This window comes from Microbacterium sp. B19(2022), assembly GCF_012030385.1.
In the GTDB taxonomy this organism is placed as follows: Bacteria; Actinomycetota; Actinomycetes; order Actinomycetales; family Microbacteriaceae; genus Microbacterium; species Microbacterium oxydans_B.
In genome coordinates this window covers 250,337-266,953 of sequence record NZ_JAAUVO010000001.1, presented here as the reverse complement: position 1 = coordinate 266,953, position 16,617 = coordinate 250,337, and the positions used below count along the sequence as shown (strand labels likewise).

12 protein-coding genes are annotated in these 16,617 nt (G+C 68.7%); 9 read left to right on the top strand and 3 right to left on the bottom strand.

Annotated features, from left to right (window positions below):
* The first annotated feature begins 4 nt into the window (after window positions 1–4).
* The 4 genes from araA (at window position 5) to HCX50_RS01295 (ending at window position 6,074) form a co-directional block, all read left to right on the top strand.
* A complete protein-coding gene (gene araA / locus HCX50_RS01310) occupies window positions 5–1,528 on the top strand; it encodes an L-arabinose isomerase (protein WP_167632740.1) in 1,524 nt (507 codons plus the stop codon).
* A 5-nt stretch (window positions 1,529–1,533) separates the two neighbouring features.
* On the top strand, window positions 1,534–2,445 hold the full coding sequence (locus HCX50_RS01305; protein ID WP_167632783.1) for an aldose 1-epimerase family protein: 912 nt from the start codon (window positions 1,534–1,536) through the stop codon (window positions 2,443–2,445).
* Window positions 2,446–2,553: 108 nt separating this feature from the next.
* Window positions 2,554–5,019: a glycoside hydrolase family 2 protein gene (locus tag HCX50_RS01300; protein ID WP_167632739.1), complete on the top strand. Its 2,466-nt coding sequence runs from the start codon at window positions 2,554–2,556 to the stop codon at window positions 5,017–5,019.
* Between the two features lie 17 nt (window positions 5,020–5,036).
* On the top strand, window positions 5,037–6,074 hold the full coding sequence (locus HCX50_RS01295) for a LacI family DNA-binding transcriptional regulator (RefSeq protein ID WP_167632738.1): 1,038 nt from the start codon (window positions 5,037–5,039) through the stop codon (window positions 6,072–6,074).
* A gap of 15 nt (window positions 6,075–6,089) precedes the next feature.
* Here the strand turns inward: HCX50_RS01295 and HCX50_RS01290 are convergent, their stop codons facing one another.
* Window positions 6,090–7,700 carry an FAD-dependent oxidoreductase gene (locus HCX50_RS01290; RefSeq protein WP_337748900.1) on the bottom strand — a complete coding sequence of 537 codons (1,611 nt, stop codon included), beginning with the start codon at window positions 7,698–7,700 and terminating at the stop codon, window positions 6,090–6,092.
* Window positions 7,701–7,822: 122 nt separating this feature from the next.
* Here HCX50_RS01290 and HCX50_RS01285 point away from each other — a divergent pair, with 122 nt between their 5' ends.
* The 5 genes from HCX50_RS01285 (at window position 7,823) to HCX50_RS01265 (ending at window position 14,061) form a co-directional block, all read left to right on the top strand.
* A complete protein-coding gene (locus tag HCX50_RS01285) occupies window positions 7,823–8,857 on the top strand; it encodes a LacI family DNA-binding transcriptional regulator (protein WP_091032048.1) in 1,035 nt (344 codons plus the stop codon).
* Window positions 8,858–8,929: 72 nt separating this feature from the next.
* Window positions 8,930–10,219, top strand: coding sequence for an ABC transporter substrate-binding protein (locus tag HCX50_RS01280; protein WP_167632736.1), 1,290 nt, complete (start codon window positions 8,930–8,932; stop codon window positions 10,217–10,219).
* A 4-nt stretch (window positions 10,220–10,223) separates the two neighbouring features.
* Complete coding sequence (locus HCX50_RS01275) at window positions 10,224–11,153, top strand: carbohydrate ABC transporter permease (protein ID WP_081859917.1); 930 nt, start codon at window positions 10,224–10,226, stop codon at window positions 11,151–11,153.
* A complete protein-coding gene (locus tag HCX50_RS01270) occupies window positions 11,143–12,006 on the top strand; it encodes a carbohydrate ABC transporter permease (protein WP_081859916.1) in 864 nt (287 codons plus the stop codon). Before HCX50_RS01275 ends, HCX50_RS01270 begins: the two co-directional genes overlap by 11 nt.
* 81 nt (window positions 12,007–12,087) lie before the next feature.
* Window positions 12,088–14,061, top strand: a complete 1,974-nt coding sequence (locus HCX50_RS01265) for a twin-arginine translocation signal domain-containing protein (RefSeq protein WP_167632735.1) — start codon at window positions 12,088–12,090, stop codon at window positions 14,059–14,061.
* 69 nt (window positions 14,062–14,130) lie between these two features.
* Here HCX50_RS01265 and HCX50_RS01260 read toward each other — a convergent pair whose 3' ends face one another.
* Window positions 14,131–14,442, bottom strand: coding sequence for a metal-sensitive transcriptional regulator (locus tag HCX50_RS01260; protein WP_091032040.1), 312 nt, complete (start codon window positions 14,440–14,442; stop codon window positions 14,131–14,133).
* Between the two features lie 29 nt (window positions 14,443–14,471).
* On the bottom strand, window positions 14,472–16,610 hold the full coding sequence (locus tag HCX50_RS01255; protein WP_167632734.1) for a heavy metal translocating P-type ATPase: 2,139 nt from the start codon (window positions 16,608–16,610) through the stop codon (window positions 14,472–14,474).
* Window positions 16,611–16,617 lie beyond the last annotated feature (7 nt).

The window sequence follows — 16,617 nt, the reverse complement described above, 5'->3', positions numbered from 1 at the left end:
GTTCATGACCCGCACTCCGCTCACCACCTCCCTCGATGGCTACGAGGTCTGGTTCCTCACCGGCAGCCAGCACCTCTACGGTCCCGAGACGCTCGCGCAGGTCGCGGCGCAGTCACAGGAGATCGCGCGGCTGCTCGACGAGTCGCCCGAGGTTCCGGTCCGGATCGTCTGGAAGCCGGTGCTGACGGATGCCGCGGCGATCAAGCGCACCGCACTGGAGGCCAACGCCGACGACCGCGTGATCGGCCTCGTCGCGTGGATGCACACGTTCAGCCCGGCGAAGATGTGGATCGCCGGACTCGACGCGCTGCAGAAGCCGCTCGCGCACCTGCACACGCAGGCCAACGTCGAGCTGCCCTGGGCCGACATCGACTTCGACTTCATGAACCTGAACCAGGCGGCGCACGGCGACCGCGAGTTCGGGTACATCCAGACGCGCCTGGGTGTGCCGCGCAAGACCATCGTCGGGCATGCGTCCGACCCGCGCCTGCGCAGCGAGCTCGGCACCTGGCAGCGCGCGGCGGCGGGGCTCGCGGCCTCGCGCGACCTGAAGCTCGCGCGCTTCGGCGACAACATGCGCTTCGTCGCGGTGACCGAGGGTGACAAGACCGAGGCCGAGCTGCGGTTCGGTGTGCAGGTGAACACGTGGGGCGTGAACGAGCTGGCAGACGCCGTGGCCGCGGCATCCGCCTCCGACATCGACACGCTCGTCGCCGAGTACGAAGAGCTGTACGAGGTCGTGCCCGAGCTGCGGAAGGGCGGCGAGCGGCACGAGTCGCTGCGTGACGGTGCGGCGATCGAGATCGGGCTGCGGTCGTTCCTCGAGGAGGGCGGCTTCGGCGCGTTCACGACCTCGTTCGAAGACCTCGGTGCGCTGAAGCAGCTGCCGGGACTCGCGGTGCAGCGGCTGATGGCCGAGGGCTACGGCTTCGGTGCCGAGGGCGACTGGAAGACCGCCGTTCTCGTGCGCATCGCGAACGTGATGGGTGCGGGTCTGCCCGGGGGCGCGAGCCTGATGGAGGACTACACCTACGACATGACCCCGGGCGATGAGCTGATCCTCGGTGCGCACATGCTCGAGGTCTCCCCGTCGCTGAGCTCCGCGAAGCCCACGCTCGAGATCCACCCGCTCGGCATCGGCGGCAAGGACGACCCGGTGCGCCTGGTCTTCACGGCCGATCCCGGGCCCGCCGTCGTGGTGGCGCTGAGCGACATGCGCGACCGTTTCCGCCTCACCGCGAACGTGGTCGAGAACGTGCCGCCGCGGGCCGCGCTGCCGAAGCTCCCCGTCGGACGCGCGGTCTGGAAGCCGCAGCCCGACTTCACCACCAGCGCCGCCGCCTGGCTCACCGCCGGTGCTGCCCACCACACGGTCATGTCGACCGCGGTCGGGATCGAGGCGTTCCGCGACTTCGCCGAGATGGCCGAGGTCGAGCTGCTCGTGATCGACGACACCACCACGCTGCCCGAGTTCCAGAAGCAGGTCCGCTGGAACCAGGCCTACTACCGGCTGGCTCAGGGCCTGTGACGACGATGCCGCGCTCCGGCCGTCAGCTGCGGATCGCCGCACACGGGTACGAGGCCGTGATCGCCAGCATCGGTGCGACGCTGCGGACGCTCACGTTCGAAGAGCGCGATCTCGTGGTGCCCTTCGATGCGGATGCCGTGCGCCCCGGCTACCGCGGCGTGACGCTGGCCCCGTGGCCGAACCGCATCGTCGACGGACGCTACTCGTTCGGCGGAGGGCAGCACCAGCTGGCGCTCACCGAGCCGGAACGCGCGCATGCGCTGCACGGTCTGCTCGCCTGGGTCGAGTTCGAAGACCGTCTGGTGCTCGACGACCGGGTCGTACTGGCCGCCGTGATCCTGCCGCAGACCGGGTACCCGTTCCGTGTCGAGGTCGAGGTCGAGTACCGGCTCGATGCCGAGGGGCTGCAGCAGACGGTGACCGCGCACAACGTCGGGGCGGATGCCGCGCCCTGGGGCACCGGTCCGCACCCGTATCTCGTGGCCGGCCAGGGCGGCGTCGACGACTGGACCCTGCTGCTCCCGGCATCCGAGGTGCTCACGGTCACACCCGACCGGCTGAGCCCGGTCGCCGTCGAGCCGGTGTCGCAGCATCCGGAGTGGGACTTCCGCTCGGCGCGCCCCATCGGCGATGTCTTCATCGATCATGCCTTCACCGGCCTCGCCCGCGGCGGCGGCCTGGCCGAGGTGCGGCTGACGGCTGCCGACGGTCACGGCGTCGGGATGGCGTGGGACGAGCGCTGCCCGTGGGTGCAGGTGCACACCGCCGACACTCCCGCCGTCGCGGACACTCACCGCATCGGCCTCGCGGTCGAGCCGATGACGTGCCCGCCCGACGCGTTCAACTCCGGCGTGGATCTCGTGACCCTCGACCCCGGGGCGACGCACGCGGCGTCGTGGCGGATCTTCGCGGTGTAGCGGGACCATTCGCACCGCCGCCGCAGGGCGCGGGGGCAGTACGGCAACAAGCTACTTAAGCGCTTAGGTTACAGTGGACTCCTCACGAATCAGCGAGGAGGACTCCGCATGCGTACGACGTCGGATCTGGCAGGACGTTGGAGTTGGATGGTCGACGCCGAGGGGGACACTCCTGTCCCGGAAGAGGCCGCGCCGCTCGTCGGGAGGGCCGTCGCCGCGCAGGTGCCCGGGGCGATCCACCTCGATCTGCGGAACGCAGACCTCATTCCCGACCCCTTCGTCGACCGGAACGAGGAGGCCGTGTCCTGGGTCGCTCGATGCGACTGGCGCCTGAATCGCACCTTTTCCCTGGACGGCGACGCGGAGCGGGTGGACCTCGTCTTCGACGGCGTGGACACCATCGCGTCGATCGCCGTCAACGGGCGAACCGTCGGACAGACGCGGAACATGCATCGTGCGTACCGGTTCGACGTGACGGCGGCGATCGAGGCGGAGAACAGCGTCGATGTCTGCTTCACCTCCGCATACACGTATGCCGAGCAGCAGGAACGTGCGCTCGGCGCGCGCCCCAGCGCCTACCCGCAGCCGTTCGCATTCATCCGGAAGATGGCGAGCAGCTTCGGCTGGGACTGGGGGCCGACCCTTCCCGGATGCGGGCTCTGGCGTGACGTCAGGATCGAGAGCTGGAGCACGGCGCGGATCGCCGCGGTCCGTCCGTTGGTCGACGTCTTCGAGCAGACCGGCATCCTCACCGCTCACATCGACCTCGAGCGAACGGCCTCCGGCGCGAGCATCCCGCTGCATCTCGAGATCGAGATCGCGGGGCAGGCCGTTCATGCCGAGGTGCCGCCGGGCGAAGAGTCGGCGACCATCGTGGTCGCCGTTCCCGATGTGCAGCGGTGGCACCCGCGCGGACTCGGCGAACCCCACCTGTACTCGGTCGAGGTCTCACTCTGGTCGGAGCGAGAGCGGCTCGACGAACACCGCGCGCGGGTCGGCTTCCGGACTGTCGTCGTCGATCGGACCCCCGATGCGCACGGCACGCCGTTCGTCGTCACGGTGAACGACCGCCCGATGTTCATCAAGGGCGTGAATTGGATTCCCGAGAGCGTCTTCCCCGGTGAGGATGTCGCCGACCGCGTCCGCATGCGCCTGGAGCAGGCAGCGGAGGCGAATGTGAACCTCGTGCGGGTGTGGGGCGGAGGCGTCTACGAGAGCGAGGCGTTCTACTCCGCGTGCGATGAGCTCGGCCTGCTCGTGTGGCAGGACTTCCTCTTCGCCTGCGCCGCCTATCCCGAGGAGGAGCCGATCAGGGCAGAGGTGCTGGCCGAAGCCCGCGAGAACATCGTGAGGCTCAGCTCTCACCCGAGCCTCGCCCTCTGGAACGGGAACAACGAGAACCTCTGGATGCGCCTGGACAAGGACTGGGCATCGCAGCCGGGTGGAGAGCTCACCTGGGGTGAGCGGTACTACCTGGAGTGGCTGCCGGACCTCGTCCGCGAGCTCGACCCGACCCGTCCCTACACGGAGGGGAGTCCCTGGTCGGGCAGCTGGGCTCATGATCCGAACGACCCGGATCACCAGACCTTCCATTCCTGGGATGCCTGGAACGAAGACGACTACTCGGTCTACCGTGACAGTTCTCCGCGCTTCGTCTCCGAGTTCGGTTGGCAGGGCGCAGCCGCCTGGCGGACGCTGCGCGATGCGGTCTCGGACCCCGAACTTCGTCTCGACTCCGAGAACGTCCGGCATCACCAGAAGGCCATCGACGGGCACGCGAAGCTCGCCCGCAATCTCGCCCGCCACCTCCCGCCGACGGACGACTTCGACCGGTGGCATCTGCAGACGCAGTGGATGCAGGTCGAGGCCGTCCGCACCGGCGTGCTGCACTGGCGCGCGAGTTGGCCGCGCACCTCGGGAACGATCGTGTGGCAACTCAACGACCTGTGGCCGGTAACGTCCTGGTCGGCGATCGACAGCGCGGGCCGGTGCAAACCGCTCTACTTCGCCCTGCGCGACATGTACGCACCGCGCGTGCTGACGATCGAGCCTGGGGACGGCGGGCTCGAACTGTGCGTCATCAACGACGACGACGAGGCGTGGCACTCCACGGTGGGACTCACGCGGCGGCGGGCCGACGGGATGGCTGCGGCGGAGCAGTCGCTCCCGCTCTCCGTGCCTCCGCGCTCGGTGACCCGCATCGAGCTGCCGCCGATCATCGCCGAGCCGCGGGATCCGGCGGAAGAGTTCGTGGTCGCCACCGTCGACCACCAGCGAGCCCTCTGGCATTTCTCTCCGCCGAGTGGCGCGCACGCTCACGCACCGCTGGAAGTCGCCGTCGCCGTCGTCGCCGGTGGTGTGGACATCAGCGTCCGCTCACGTCTCCTCGCCCGCGACGTACTCGTCCAGCCGGATCGCCTCCATCCTGAGGCGACGGTCGATCGCGGCTTCACCACCGTGCTCCCGGGGGAGACCGCGATCTTCCGCGTCCGCGCGCCGGAGCCGCTCGATCCCGACTCGGCGCGGGAGGCGTTCGTCGTCTCCTCGCTACGGGATATCATCGATCCCGACTGACGGGAGCTGCATCGGTGATGACGAGCGCTGCGCGGGCCCGGCGGGTCACGATCGCCGATGTCGCGCGCGAGGCGCAGACGTCGACCGCGAGCGTCTCCTATGCCCTCAACGGTCGTCCGGGGATCTCCGAGGCCACGCGGGAACGGGTGCTCGAAGTGGCGGCCCGACTCGGCTGGTCACCGGCGAGCGCCGCGCGTGCCCTGGCGGGTGCAGGTGCGGACACGATCGGTCTGGTGCTCACGAAGGATCCTCGTGATCTCTCCGTCGAGCCGTTCTACATGCAGTTCATCGCGGGAGTGGAGTCGGCGCTCACCGTGCGCTCCCGTGGTCTTCTGCTCGAGGTCGCCGCTGATGCGGACGCCGAGGTCGAGGCGATCCGGCGTTGGCGCGGTTCGCGGCGTGTGGACGGCGTCCTCCTCACCGACCTGAGGCCACACGATCAGCGGATCGCCGTCGTCAGGGAAGCCGGCGTCCCCGCGGTCGCGGTGGGCGATCCGAGTGCTGCGGCCGGCCTGACGACCGTGTGGACGGACGACGCCGCCGCGATGAGACAGGCCGTCCAGCATCTCGCTGCTCTCGGGCATCGTCGCATCACCCGGGTCGCGGCGCCCCGACGGTATGCGTACACGGCCATCCGCGATGAGGCGTTCGACCAGGCCGCCCGTGCGTGCGGCCTCGACCATGACATCGTCCGCAGTGATCTCTCGGAGGATGCCGGTGCGGTCGCCACGCGCGCCGTGCTCTCGTCGCCGCGCCCGCCGACGGGGTTGATCTTCGACAACGACATCATGGCCGTCGCCGCCCTGACCACGGCGCATCAGCGGGGACTGTCCGTTCCCGGCGATGTGTCGATCATCGCGTGGGACGACTCGCTTCTCTGCCGACTCGTGACGCCGGGGTTGACGGCGCTCAGCCACGATGTGGTCGCCCTCGGCGCAGAGGCCGCCCGACGCCTGCTCGACGTCATCGACGGTGCGGAGCCGGCCGTCTATCAGGAGGCGACACCGATGCTGCAGATCAGGGCCTCGACCGGTCCTGCGCCGACCGAGGCCTGATCCGCCGACGACGGTCTACCAGCGAAGGGTGGGGTCCCACCGCAGCTGCACGCCTCCGCGCTCGAGGTCGCGCTGGAAGTCGTCGAGGTGCCGCGCATCCGCGCGCACCATCGACGGTTCGACGCCGTGGTCGAGGCAGTACGCGGCGAGGGCCCCCACCGCCTCGCCCACGGACCATTCGACGGGCTGCAGCCGGTAGCTGCCGTTCGAGATGTGCGTCGTGCCGATGTTCTTCGCTGAGGGGAGGAGATTGCGCACGCGCTGCGGCAGAAGGGCGCCGAGCGGGATCTCGAACGGCTCCGGGAGCCCGCCGCCACCGGCGCTACCGCCGGTCGTGGCGTGCCGGTCGATCCAGTAGTAGTGGCCCACCCCCACGGTGTCGGGATAGCGCTCGGCGCCCCGTCCGTCGCGAAGGTCGCGGTCGAAGTCCTGCTCGAGGATCGTTCGTTCAGCCCGGATGCGACGCGATTCGCGGAAGTAGGGCATCATCGCGAACCCGTCGGGCGTCCCGGTGACCTGTGGTGCGAGGCGGAGCCCCGGCCAGCCGACACCGCCGTCGGGTCGAGGAGCCTCCGTCTGCAGCCAGTAGAGCAGCGACCGACTCAGCGCCTTCGAACGATCCCAGTGGATGGCGGCGTCGTCGACACCGAACAGCGGACCCCCGACATAGTCGTTCATCGGCCAGTTCACGATGACGATGTCGCTCTCATAGGCGCCGTCCTCGAACTGGCGCCGTGCGGCGATGCGGCGGTAGTTCCACAGTTCCGGGGCGCCGTCCATGTTGCGGTGGTCGACGTCGATGGCGAAGGGGTCGTCGTCGTCGTTCACCCGCAGCGTGTACTCGCGGGCGATGGAGCCATCGTGCGCGGCCCGTCGGAATCCGAGCATCTTCTCGCCGTCGAGCTGCGGCGGCCGCCACTCGCGGAAGGTGTCGTAGTCGTCGGGGCGATCGATCGTGTGATCCTGACCGGCGAGGTGTTCGACCGCGAAGCACCAGGTGACGCTCTGCATGTCGAGCGGGTCACCGGCCTCCGGCGCACTGGGCTCCCCGGTCTCGCCTCGAGCCTCGCGGCCGGTGACATATTCCACTCCGCCGAGCTCCAGGAGATCACCGAGCTCGGTCGCATCCAGCACGAACGGCGCGGACAGCTCGCGCGAGACGCCCTCGCGGTCGCGCACGGTCACCGCGGCGATGCGGTCACCGTCGGTGTGGACGGCGATAGGCGTGGTCTCGAGCATCAGAGCGAGTCGGCCGGAGGCCTCGTACGGCCGGAGAAGGTCGTGGATCACCGCGACGATGACCTTCGGCTCGACACTGAGCGGGCTCACCCAGGCCGCCCCCGGGTTGAGATACTGGTCGGCTCTCGCGGCGGCGGTGAGCGGGTAGTACGTCCGGTAGTGCTCCCGGACGAGGTCGCGGAACTGGGCGTAGCTGCGGTTACGACCCGTCGCCTCGATACGTCGATGCTCGTCGCTGGGTACGAGCTGACTCGTCAGCTGGCCCCCCAGCCAGGGGGTCTGCTCGGTCATGATGACCGATCTGCCGCGGCGCAGAGCGGCGAGGGCGGCGGAGACGCCGCCGACGCCACCGCCGATGATGAGAAGGTCGGCCTGCTGTCGTGTCACGGAAGAACACCTTTCTTTCCCGAGAACTCTAGGTAATTTTCTCGAACATGTCCAAGTAAAATCTCTAGAGGAGACGGGTTCGCCATAGAATTCCAGAACGCTGACTGAGTGAAGGGGTGCCCATGCGCGCGAAGGAGCGTCGACCATCGCTTGCCGAGGTGGCGGGTGAGGCGGGGGTCTCGATCTCCACCGTCTCGAAGGTCGTGAACGGAGCGCCCGACGTCGCTGCCGACACTCGCGTGCGGGTGGAGTCGGTGCTCCGCGACAAGCAGTATCTGTCGCCGAAGCAGCGCTCGCGCAGTGATCTGGCGACGGTGGTGGTCGTGCTCGCGAGCTCGAGCATGTCGTCCCCGCTGACGGTCGAGATCCTGCGCGGCACGATGCGTGCGGCGCACGAGGCCGGGCTCGAGCTCGTGCTGCTCGACCTTCCGGATGGAGCGCCCGCCGCCGGTTGGATCGAGCGGACCAAACGCAACGGTCCGACCGCGGTCATCGCGCTGAAGTCGCGGCTGAGGACTCAGGAGCGCGCGAAGCTGGCGAAGAACGGCGTCCCTCTCGTCGAGGTCGACACCTACCAGCTGCCGGACAACGACTCGTACTCCGTGGGTGCCACGAACTTTGCGGGGGGAATGGCTGCGACGCAGCATCTGCTCTCACTCGGGCACCGACGCATCGGGTTCCTCGGCGGGGTCTCCGACACGCAGGCGTCGATCGCCCGCAAGCACGGGCATCTCGCTGCTCTCGCGTCGGCGGGGATCGAACCCGGGGACGACATCATCGAAGAGGGCGACTTCACGTACGAATCCGGATTGCAGGCGGGGGAGGCCCTGCTGGGCCGAGCGGACCGGGTGACGGCGATCTTCGCGGCGAGCGACGCGCAGGCGGCCGGGGTTCTGGAGGCCGCGCGACGCGCCGGCGTGTCCGTCCCGGACGAGCTCAGCGTCATCGGTTTCGACGACCAGCTCGTCGCGCGGATGACGGCCCCGCAGCTGACGACCATCCGGCAGCCGTCCGAGGCGATGGGCTCCTATGCGGTGGAGGTCGCCCACAAGCTGCTGCTCGGCTCGGCGCCGCCGGCCTTCCACACCGACCTCGCGACGGAACTCGTCGTGCGAGGGTCGACAGCCCCGCCGCAAGCTTCCGAAAATATTGCTTGATATTCTCGATAGTTCTGGTACTTTTTCTTTCAGCGCGCTACGAGGCGCGTTATGAGTCCGAAGGAGTACTTCATGCGAGCTACCCGATCCCGAGGGGCTGCCATCGCGCTCACCGGAATTCTGGCGGTGTCCCTCAGCGCCTGCGCCGGTACCGACAGCGGCGCCTCAGGTCCCGTCGACCTGACGATGGCGCTCTGGTCCTCCAACGAAGGTCACCTGGCACTGCTGCAGGAGATCGGCGACGCCTACGTCGAAGAACACGGTGACGAGGTCGCGTCGATCACGTTCGAACCCGTCACCAACCCGGACTACATCGCCGGGCTGACGACACAGATCGCCGGCGGCGACGTTCCCGACCTCGCCTGGATCCCGGAGGCGAGCGGCCCCGAGTTCGTCGATTCCGGGATCCTGCACGACGTGCGCGAGACCCTGGAGAACGCCGACGGCTACGACCTCGACGACATCCTCCCGGCCGCGCTCGCGCCGTGGCAGGACGACGACGGAGGCGTCTACGCGTATCCGTTCTCGAACTCCCCCTTCGCGCTCTACGTCAACGATGACCTCGTCGCGGCCGCGGGCCAGCCGGATGTCGAGTCGCTCGTCGACACTCCCGATTACACGTGGGACACGGTCGCGGACATCGCTGCGGCGGTGAACGGCGAGACGGGAGCGACAGGGCTGAACGTGCCCACGTTCAACCCGACGAACTGGAGTGCCGTGACCATGCTCGGGAACGCATGGGGCGCCGCGCCGTGGTCCGAAGACGGCACGACCTGCGAGTTCGCCTCTCCCGAGATGATCGAGTACCTCACGTGGTACCAGGACCAGATCGACAGGGGAGCGATCCCTGCCGTCTCCGGCAACGCGGCGCCCGCTGCATTCGCGAGCGGTGACGTCGCCTTCAGCGTCGCTCAGCTCAGCCAGTCGGGGAGCCTCGACGACAGCTTCGAGTGGTCGTTCCTCCCGCTGCCCGCGGGGCCGGAGGGGTACCACCCGATCGTCGGCCAGGCGGGCGTGAGCGTCCTCGAGCGCAGTGAGAACCAGGATCAGGCGGCAGGCTTCCTCGCCTACCTGACCAACCCCACGAACGCCGAGCTCCTCGCGCAGTTCTTCCCGCCGCCCCGTGAGTCCCTGCTCAACGTGGAGACGCTCTCGCAGGCAGCGCCGAAGCTCTCGCCCGAAGAGATCCAGTCGGCGATCATCGACGTGGTCCCCGACGCCTCGGTCAAGCCGCAGCACCCGGTGCTCTCCCAGTTCTCCGACAAGGTCCGTGCGGGTCTCGACCCGGTGTGGTCGGGTGGCGACGTCGAGACCGCGGTCACCGGCATCTGCGAGCAGATCTCGCCGACGCTCAAGGGCTGACCGCGTGACCGCACGCACCGTCGCGGCGAACGATCGAAGAGCCCTGCCGAGCCGGCGTCCCCGTCCTGACGGGGATCGCTGGCTCGGCGTGGCCTTCGTCGCGCCCCAGGTCCTCGGCGTCATCGTCCTCGGCGTCGTCCCGTTCCTCTTCGTCATCTGGTACAGCTTCAACGAGTGGCGTCCGCTCACCGGCGGCATGGAGTTCATCGGGCTCGACAACTACTCGCGTCTCTTCGCTGACCCGACCTTCTCGGCCTCTGTCGTCGCGAGCCTGCTGTTCAGTGCCGGCGTCCTCATCCTGAACCTCGTGATCGCCATCAGCCTCGCCGTGCTCCTCAATCGGCGGATGAAGGGCATCACCGGGTTCCGCACGATCTTCTTCTCGCCCGTCGTGGTGTCGGTCGTCGCCTGGTCGGTGACCTGGGGGTTCCTCCTCGCCCCGGATGGCGGCATCAACGGAGCGCTGCGGATGCTCGGGATCGACGGGCCCAATTGGCTGGCAGATCCCTCCACCTCCCTGATCTCGCTCGTCGTGGTGCAGGTCTTCAAGGGAGTCGGTATGAACATGGTGCTTTTCCTCGCCGCGCTGCAGAGCGTACCGGAGGAGATCCGCGAAGCGGCGCAGCTCGATGGTGCGACGCCGTGGCGGTCGTTCTGGGCCATCACCGTGCCGATGATCGCTCCGACGATCCTGCTCACCGGCATCCTCACCACGATCGGCTCACTCGAAGTCTTCGCACCCGTGCAGCTGCTCACCGGAGGTGGTCCGGGGGATTCGACCAACGTCCTGCCGTTCCTCCTTTACCGCACCGCTTTCGTCAGCCAGCAGTTCGGCTATGCCAGCGCGATCGGTGTCGTTCTGTTCGCCATCATCCTGGCCCTGACGATGCTGCAGTGGACCACGCGACGCAAGTGGGTGCACGATGAGGTCTGAGACTTCGAAGGCGGCCCGCAGCCGCTCCAGGATCAACACCGTCGTGCTCTACGTGCTGCTCGTCGTGGTGTCGGTGCCGTTCCTGTATCCGACCCTGTGGATGTTCTTCTCGTCGTTCAAGCCGGCGAACGAGATCTTCCTCCAGCCGCCGACGCTGCTGCCCAGGGAGTGGACCCTCGACGGCTTCGTGCAGGTGTTCACGGCGCAGCCGTTCCTGCAGCAGTACGGCAATTCGATGTACATCGCGGCGATCGTCACCGTGTCGTCGATCCTGCTCTCGGCGATGGCCGGCTACGCCTTCGCGCGGATCCGTTTCCCGCTGCGCAACGCGGCCTTCACCCTGCTGCTCGCGGCGATGATGGTGCCGACCGAGGTGACGATCATCCCGATCTTCACGGCGGTGAACGCCATGGGGCTCAACGACACCCACTGGCCGCTCATCATCCTCCCGATCTTCGGGCCGACAGCGGTCGTCTCCGTGTTCATCTTCCGGCAGCACTTCCTCAGCTTCCCCAAGGACTACGAGGAAGCGGCGCGGCTGGACGGCGTCACACGGGCCGGGGTGTTCTTCCGCATCGCCCTCCCGTTGGCGACGCCGGCGATCGCGGCCGTCGGGATCATGGCGTTCCTGCGCTCGTTCAACATGTACTTCGAGGCGCTCATCTTCCTGCGCACACCGGAGAAGTTCACCCTCGGACTCGCGATCACCCGCTATCAGGACTTCTACGGCGAGCAGATGTGGAACACGCAGCTCGGCGCAGCGTCTCTCACCGTCGTCCCGATCCTCGTGGTGTTCCTCATCGCGCAGAAGCAGTTCGTTCAGGGCCTCGCCCAGACGGGGCTCAAGGGATGAGCTGACTTCCCCCCACAGCGACGACGCGGACCGGGCGTCGTCGCCACTCACCATGCCCCGGTCAGAGACGAAGGAGTCGAGATGATGCATGAGGATGAGGCCCGCCCGCAGATGCTGCCGGCGCTCAGCCGAAGGAACTTCCTGGTCGGTGCGAGTGCCGCCGCGGCGCTGCTCGCGATAGGGAACGCGGGGGCGTCGCCCGCGCTGGCGACATCGGCCGGCACGGTGTTGCCGCTCGTCGCGCCGCTCCCCGCCGGGCAGCCGGTGCGTTCCCAGTTCGCCCCGAACGAGCAGGTGCTGGCCGCTTATCTGATGATCGTCGCGCCGCTCGCCAACAGCGTCAGGGACGTCGCGCCGAACTACGGATGGATGGAGGACGGCTGGTGGCGCACTCCGAACCAGCCGTACAACACCCGCATCATGGAGCATGTCGCGACGCTCTCGTGGTTCTACGCCAACGACCGCCCATGGAACCCGTACTACCGCGACCCCGCTCTCCTCGGACGGCTCGACGCGGCGCTCGGCCACTACCTCTCGCTGCAGCACGCCGACGGCTCGTACCCGGAGTACTCGCCCACCGAGCACCACCTGTCGCCGACCGGATTCGGAACCGTGGCGCTCGCCGCGGTCCTCCGAGACCTCCGCGCCGCAGGCGAACTCCACGACCGCCGTCTGCAGATCCGCGACGCCATCCGCAAGAGCTCGGCCTGGCTCGTCGACACCTCGCGCCCGCATTGGAACCGACCTGTGCAGTTCGCCAATCAGGTGGTCGCCGGCCTCTCCGGAGTGGTCGAGGCGGCGCACATCCTCGGCGAGCCCGCGGTGAGCGCCTCCGTTCCGAACCGGCTGCAGATCATCCTGAAGGACGGCCAGGCTCCGGCCGGGTTCTTCCACGAACCCCTCGCGCCGGATGCCGGATACAACTTCGATGTGATGCTGCCCGATCTCGGCGCCCTCTACAAGCGGCTGCCTGACCCGTCGATCATCCAGCTGGCCGAGCGGTTCGCCGCGTGGTGGGGGTACGTCGTCGTCATGGAACCCGGGCGGAACGAAGGCTTCATCCTCTCCGGGACGAGTGCGCGCAACATCGTCGCGACGTTCGTCACCACCCCCGTGGACGATCTGGATCGCAGCGCCCTCGCGCGGACGCTGCTGCCGCACGTGCCCGCGCTGCGTGCCTTCTACGCGAGCGCGGAGGAGAAGAGGCAGGCGCGAAACGCGTGGAGCGCCTCCTCGGCACCCGTGGCCCCGAGGCAGAAGCAGGATTCGTCGCCGCGGCTGCACATGCATGTCCCGCAGGCGCCGATCGGGGTGCCCGCGGCGCAGCGCGATGCCCAGGTCGCCGCGCTGCGGTATCGGGCGGAGAGCACGTTCACCGAGCTGCGCAAGGGCACCCTCGATCAGCAGTACGTGTTCGTCCGCCGCCCCGGCTACTACACCGCAGGCCTCTACGGCGTGCGGCAGAACTCGCTCCAGCGGATGGGGACGAACGCGTTCTGGCACCCCGTCGCGGGCATGCTCGCCCTCACCGTGAACAGCACGGGGCCGGATGACTGGACGACCGTCGCGGACACGGTCGGGACGGCCTCATCGCGGGGCCCGGTGACGGCGACGCATCATGCCGGCTCCACTGCATCGGGCACCGTGATCCCGGCGGATGCGCTGACGGGATACACGGGTACCTTCACCACCAGGTACGTGACCGCGGACGGCGCCGTCACCACGGATGTGACACATCGCCCGGATGGGATCAGGCGTGCGATGACGACGCCGGGAGCGTCTCGCGAGCGCATCCCGCTCATCATCGGCACCGACGATCAGGTGGTCTTCGCCAACGGCACGCCGGCGCCCTACGGACAGGAGACCATCACCGTCACCCGAGGGATCACGGTCACCCGAGGCGGCATGAGATTCGTCATCGACTGGGGTGTGGACCGCGAAGCGAAGTACGCGCCGATGGACCGGTTGTACCTCGGGAACCGAACGCACCGGATCCTCACGATCAGCTTCGCGAACTCGCTCGCCGTCGACTTGAAGGTCGTGCCGGCGGTCTGACACCCGGGTCCGCGTCGGCGCCGGCGATTCTGCGGCGCCGACGCGGACCGGCGGCGTCGTCCCGTCCCGCTAGGACCGCACGAGCCGCGCGATCGCGTCCGACGCTTCCTTGATCTTCGCGTCGGCGTCGTCGCCGCCCATGCGAGCGGCGTCCACGACGCAGTGCTTGAGGTGGTCGTCGAGAAGGCCGACGGCCACCGCCTGGAGTGCGCTGGTGAGCGCGCTGATCTGGGTGAGGATGTCGATGCAGTACTTCTCGTCGTCGACCATCTTCGTGATCCCGCGTGCCTGACCCTCGATGCGGCGCATCCGGTTCAGGTACTTGGTCTTGTCGGTGATGTAGCCGTGGGCGTGTTCGTCAGCCGTCGCTTCGGGGGTCATCTCTGCTTCCTTCGTCGCATGATCGGGTTTCAGCGGCCGAGGACGGCGCGCGTGCTCGCTTCGGGGGTGATGTCGATGCGTCGCAGCAGCTGGGCGTTCAGCGCCACGACGACGGTCGACAGGGACATCAGGATAGCCCCGACCGACATGGGCAGGACGAATCCGACGGGCGCCAAGACGCCGGCGGCGAGCGGAACCGAGAGCAGGTTGTAGCCGGCCGCCCACCACAGGTTCTGCTTCATCTTGCGGTACGCGGCGCGGGACAGCTCGATCACGGAGACCACCGACCGCGGGTCGGAGCTCGCGAGGATCACGCCGGCCGAGGCGATGGCGACATCCGTCCCCGCGCCGATCGCGATGCCCACGTCGGCCTGGGCGAGGGCGGGAGCGTCGTTGACGCCGTCACCGACCATCGCGACCTTCTTGCCCTCGGCCTGCAGCTCGGCGACCTTCCTCGACTTGTCTTCGGGGCGCACGCCGGCGAAGACCCGGTCGATGCCGAGCTCGGCGGCGACCGACTCGGCGACGGCCTGGGCATCGCCGGTGATCATGACGACCTCGACGCCGAGCCGGTGCAGAGCATCCACGGCTTGCTGCGATTCCGGGCGCACCTCGTCGGCGAGCTTCAGCCCGCCCACGACCTGTCCGTCGACCACGACGTGCAGGATGATGGCGCCCTCGCCCCGCCACTGATCCGCGGCCGGGATCTCCTGCCCGCCGACCTCGTCGAGGAGCTTCGGGCCGCCGACGCGGACCTCGCGGCCGTCGACCGTCGCCGTCACGCCGACCGCGGGCGACGAGGTGAACCCGGATGCCTTCGCGAGAGCGGTGCCCTTCTCCTGGGCGGCCCGCACGATGGCGCGGGCGAGAGGATGCTCGCTGTCGGCCTCGGCGGATGCGGCGAGGAGCAGCAGCCGGTCGGCGTCGATGTCGCCGGTCGGCTCGACGGCCGTCACCGTGGGCGCTCCCTTGGTGAGCGTGCCGGTCTTGTCGAAGAGCACGGCATCGACCGTGCGCATGCTCTCCAGCGCGAGGCGGTCCTTGATGAGGACGCCTCCGCGGGCCGCGCGCTCGGTGGCGATCGACACGACCAGCGGGATCGCGAGGCCCAGTGCGTGCGGGCAGGCGATGACGAGGACGGTGATGCTGCGCACCACGGCGGCATCCGGGTTCCCGACCAGGGTCCAGACCACGGCGGTGAGGGCGGCCGAGAGCAGCGCGAACCAGAACAGCAGCGCGGCGGCGCGGTCGGCGATGCGCTGGGCGCGCGAGGAGGAGTTCTGCGCTTCGGTGACCAGTCGCTGGATGCCGGCCAGAGCGGTGTCGTCGCCGGTCGCCGTGATCTCGACGCGCAGGCCGGAGTCGGTGGCGACCGTTCCCGCCGTGACCGTGTCTCCTGTGGCCCGGGTGACCGGTCGGGATTCGCCGGTCACCATGGACTCGTCCATCGCCGCGGTGCCGTCGATGATGCGGCCGTCGGCCGGGATGCTTCCGCCGGGACGGACGACCACGACATCGCCGACGACGAGATCGGAGGGAGAGACGGTGACGACCGTGTCGCCCTCGACGCGCTCGGCCTCGTCCGGCAGCAGGGCGGCGAGCGAGTCGAGTGCCGATGTGGTCTGCGCGAGCGAGCGCATCTCGATCCAGTGGCCGAGCAGCATGATGACGATGAGGAGCGCGAGCTCCCACCAGAACTCGAGCTCATGGTGGAGGAGCCCCAGCGTCGCGCCCCACGAGGCGAGGAATGCGACGGTGATGGCGAGGCCGATGAGGAGCATCATGCCCGGCTTGCGCGACTTGAGCTCGCTGACGGCGCCGGTGAGGAAGGGCCAGCCGCCCCAGACGTACATGACCGTGCCCAGCACCGGCGCGATGAACCGCGCCCACCCGGGGACCTCGTAGCCGAAGATCATCGCGAACATCGGCGAGAATGCCACCACGGGAACCGCGATGAGGAGGTTGATCCAGAACAGGCGTCGGAACTGACCGACATGGTCGCCGTGACCTGCGTGCCCGCCGTGACCTGAGTGACCCCCATGACCGCCGTGGTTCTCGTGCCCCTCGTGATCGCCATGGCTCTCGTGGCCGCCGTGGTTCTCGTGCGCAGGCTCCGGGGCATCCATCGAGTGCGCGGGCGAGTGGTGGTGCGCATGCGGATCGGTCATGGGGTCA

Excerpts from the sequence above, each read along its gene's own strand:
- HCX50_RS01300 (WP_167632739.1), top strand. The coding sequence starts at position 2,554 with ATGCGTACGACGTCGGATCTGGCAGGACGTTGGAGTTGGATGGTCGAC.
- HCX50_RS01280 (WP_167632736.1), top strand. The coding sequence starts at position 8,930 with ATGCGAGCTACCCGATCCCGAGGGGCTGCCATCGCGCTCACCGGAATT.
- HCX50_RS01265 (WP_167632735.1), top strand. The coding sequence starts at position 12,088 with ATGATGCATGAGGATGAGGCCCGCCCGCAGATGCTGCCGGCGCTCAGC.
- HCX50_RS01305 (WP_167632783.1), top strand. The coding sequence starts at position 1,534 with ATGCCGCGCTCCGGCCGTCAGCTGCGGATCGCCGCACACGGGTACGAG.
- HCX50_RS01285 (WP_091032048.1), top strand. The coding sequence starts at position 7,823 with ATGCGCGCGAAGGAGCGTCGACCATCGCTTGCCGAGGTGGCGGGTGAG.
- HCX50_RS01260 (WP_091032040.1), bottom strand. The coding sequence starts at position 14,442 with ATGACCCCCGAAGCGACGGCTGACGAACACGCCCACGGCTACATCACC.
- HCX50_RS01255 (WP_167632734.1), bottom strand. The coding sequence starts at position 16,610 with ATGACCGATCCGCATGCGCACCACCACTCGCCCGCGCACTCGATGGAT.
- HCX50_RS01295 (WP_167632738.1), top strand. The coding sequence starts at position 5,037 with ATGACGAGCGCTGCGCGGGCCCGGCGGGTCACGATCGCCGATGTCGCG.
- HCX50_RS01270 (WP_081859916.1), top strand. The coding sequence starts at position 11,143 with ATGAGGTCTGAGACTTCGAAGGCGGCCCGCAGCCGCTCCAGGATCAAC.
- araA (WP_167632740.1), top strand. The coding sequence starts at position 5 with ATGACCCGCACTCCGCTCACCACCTCCCTCGATGGCTACGAGGTCTGG.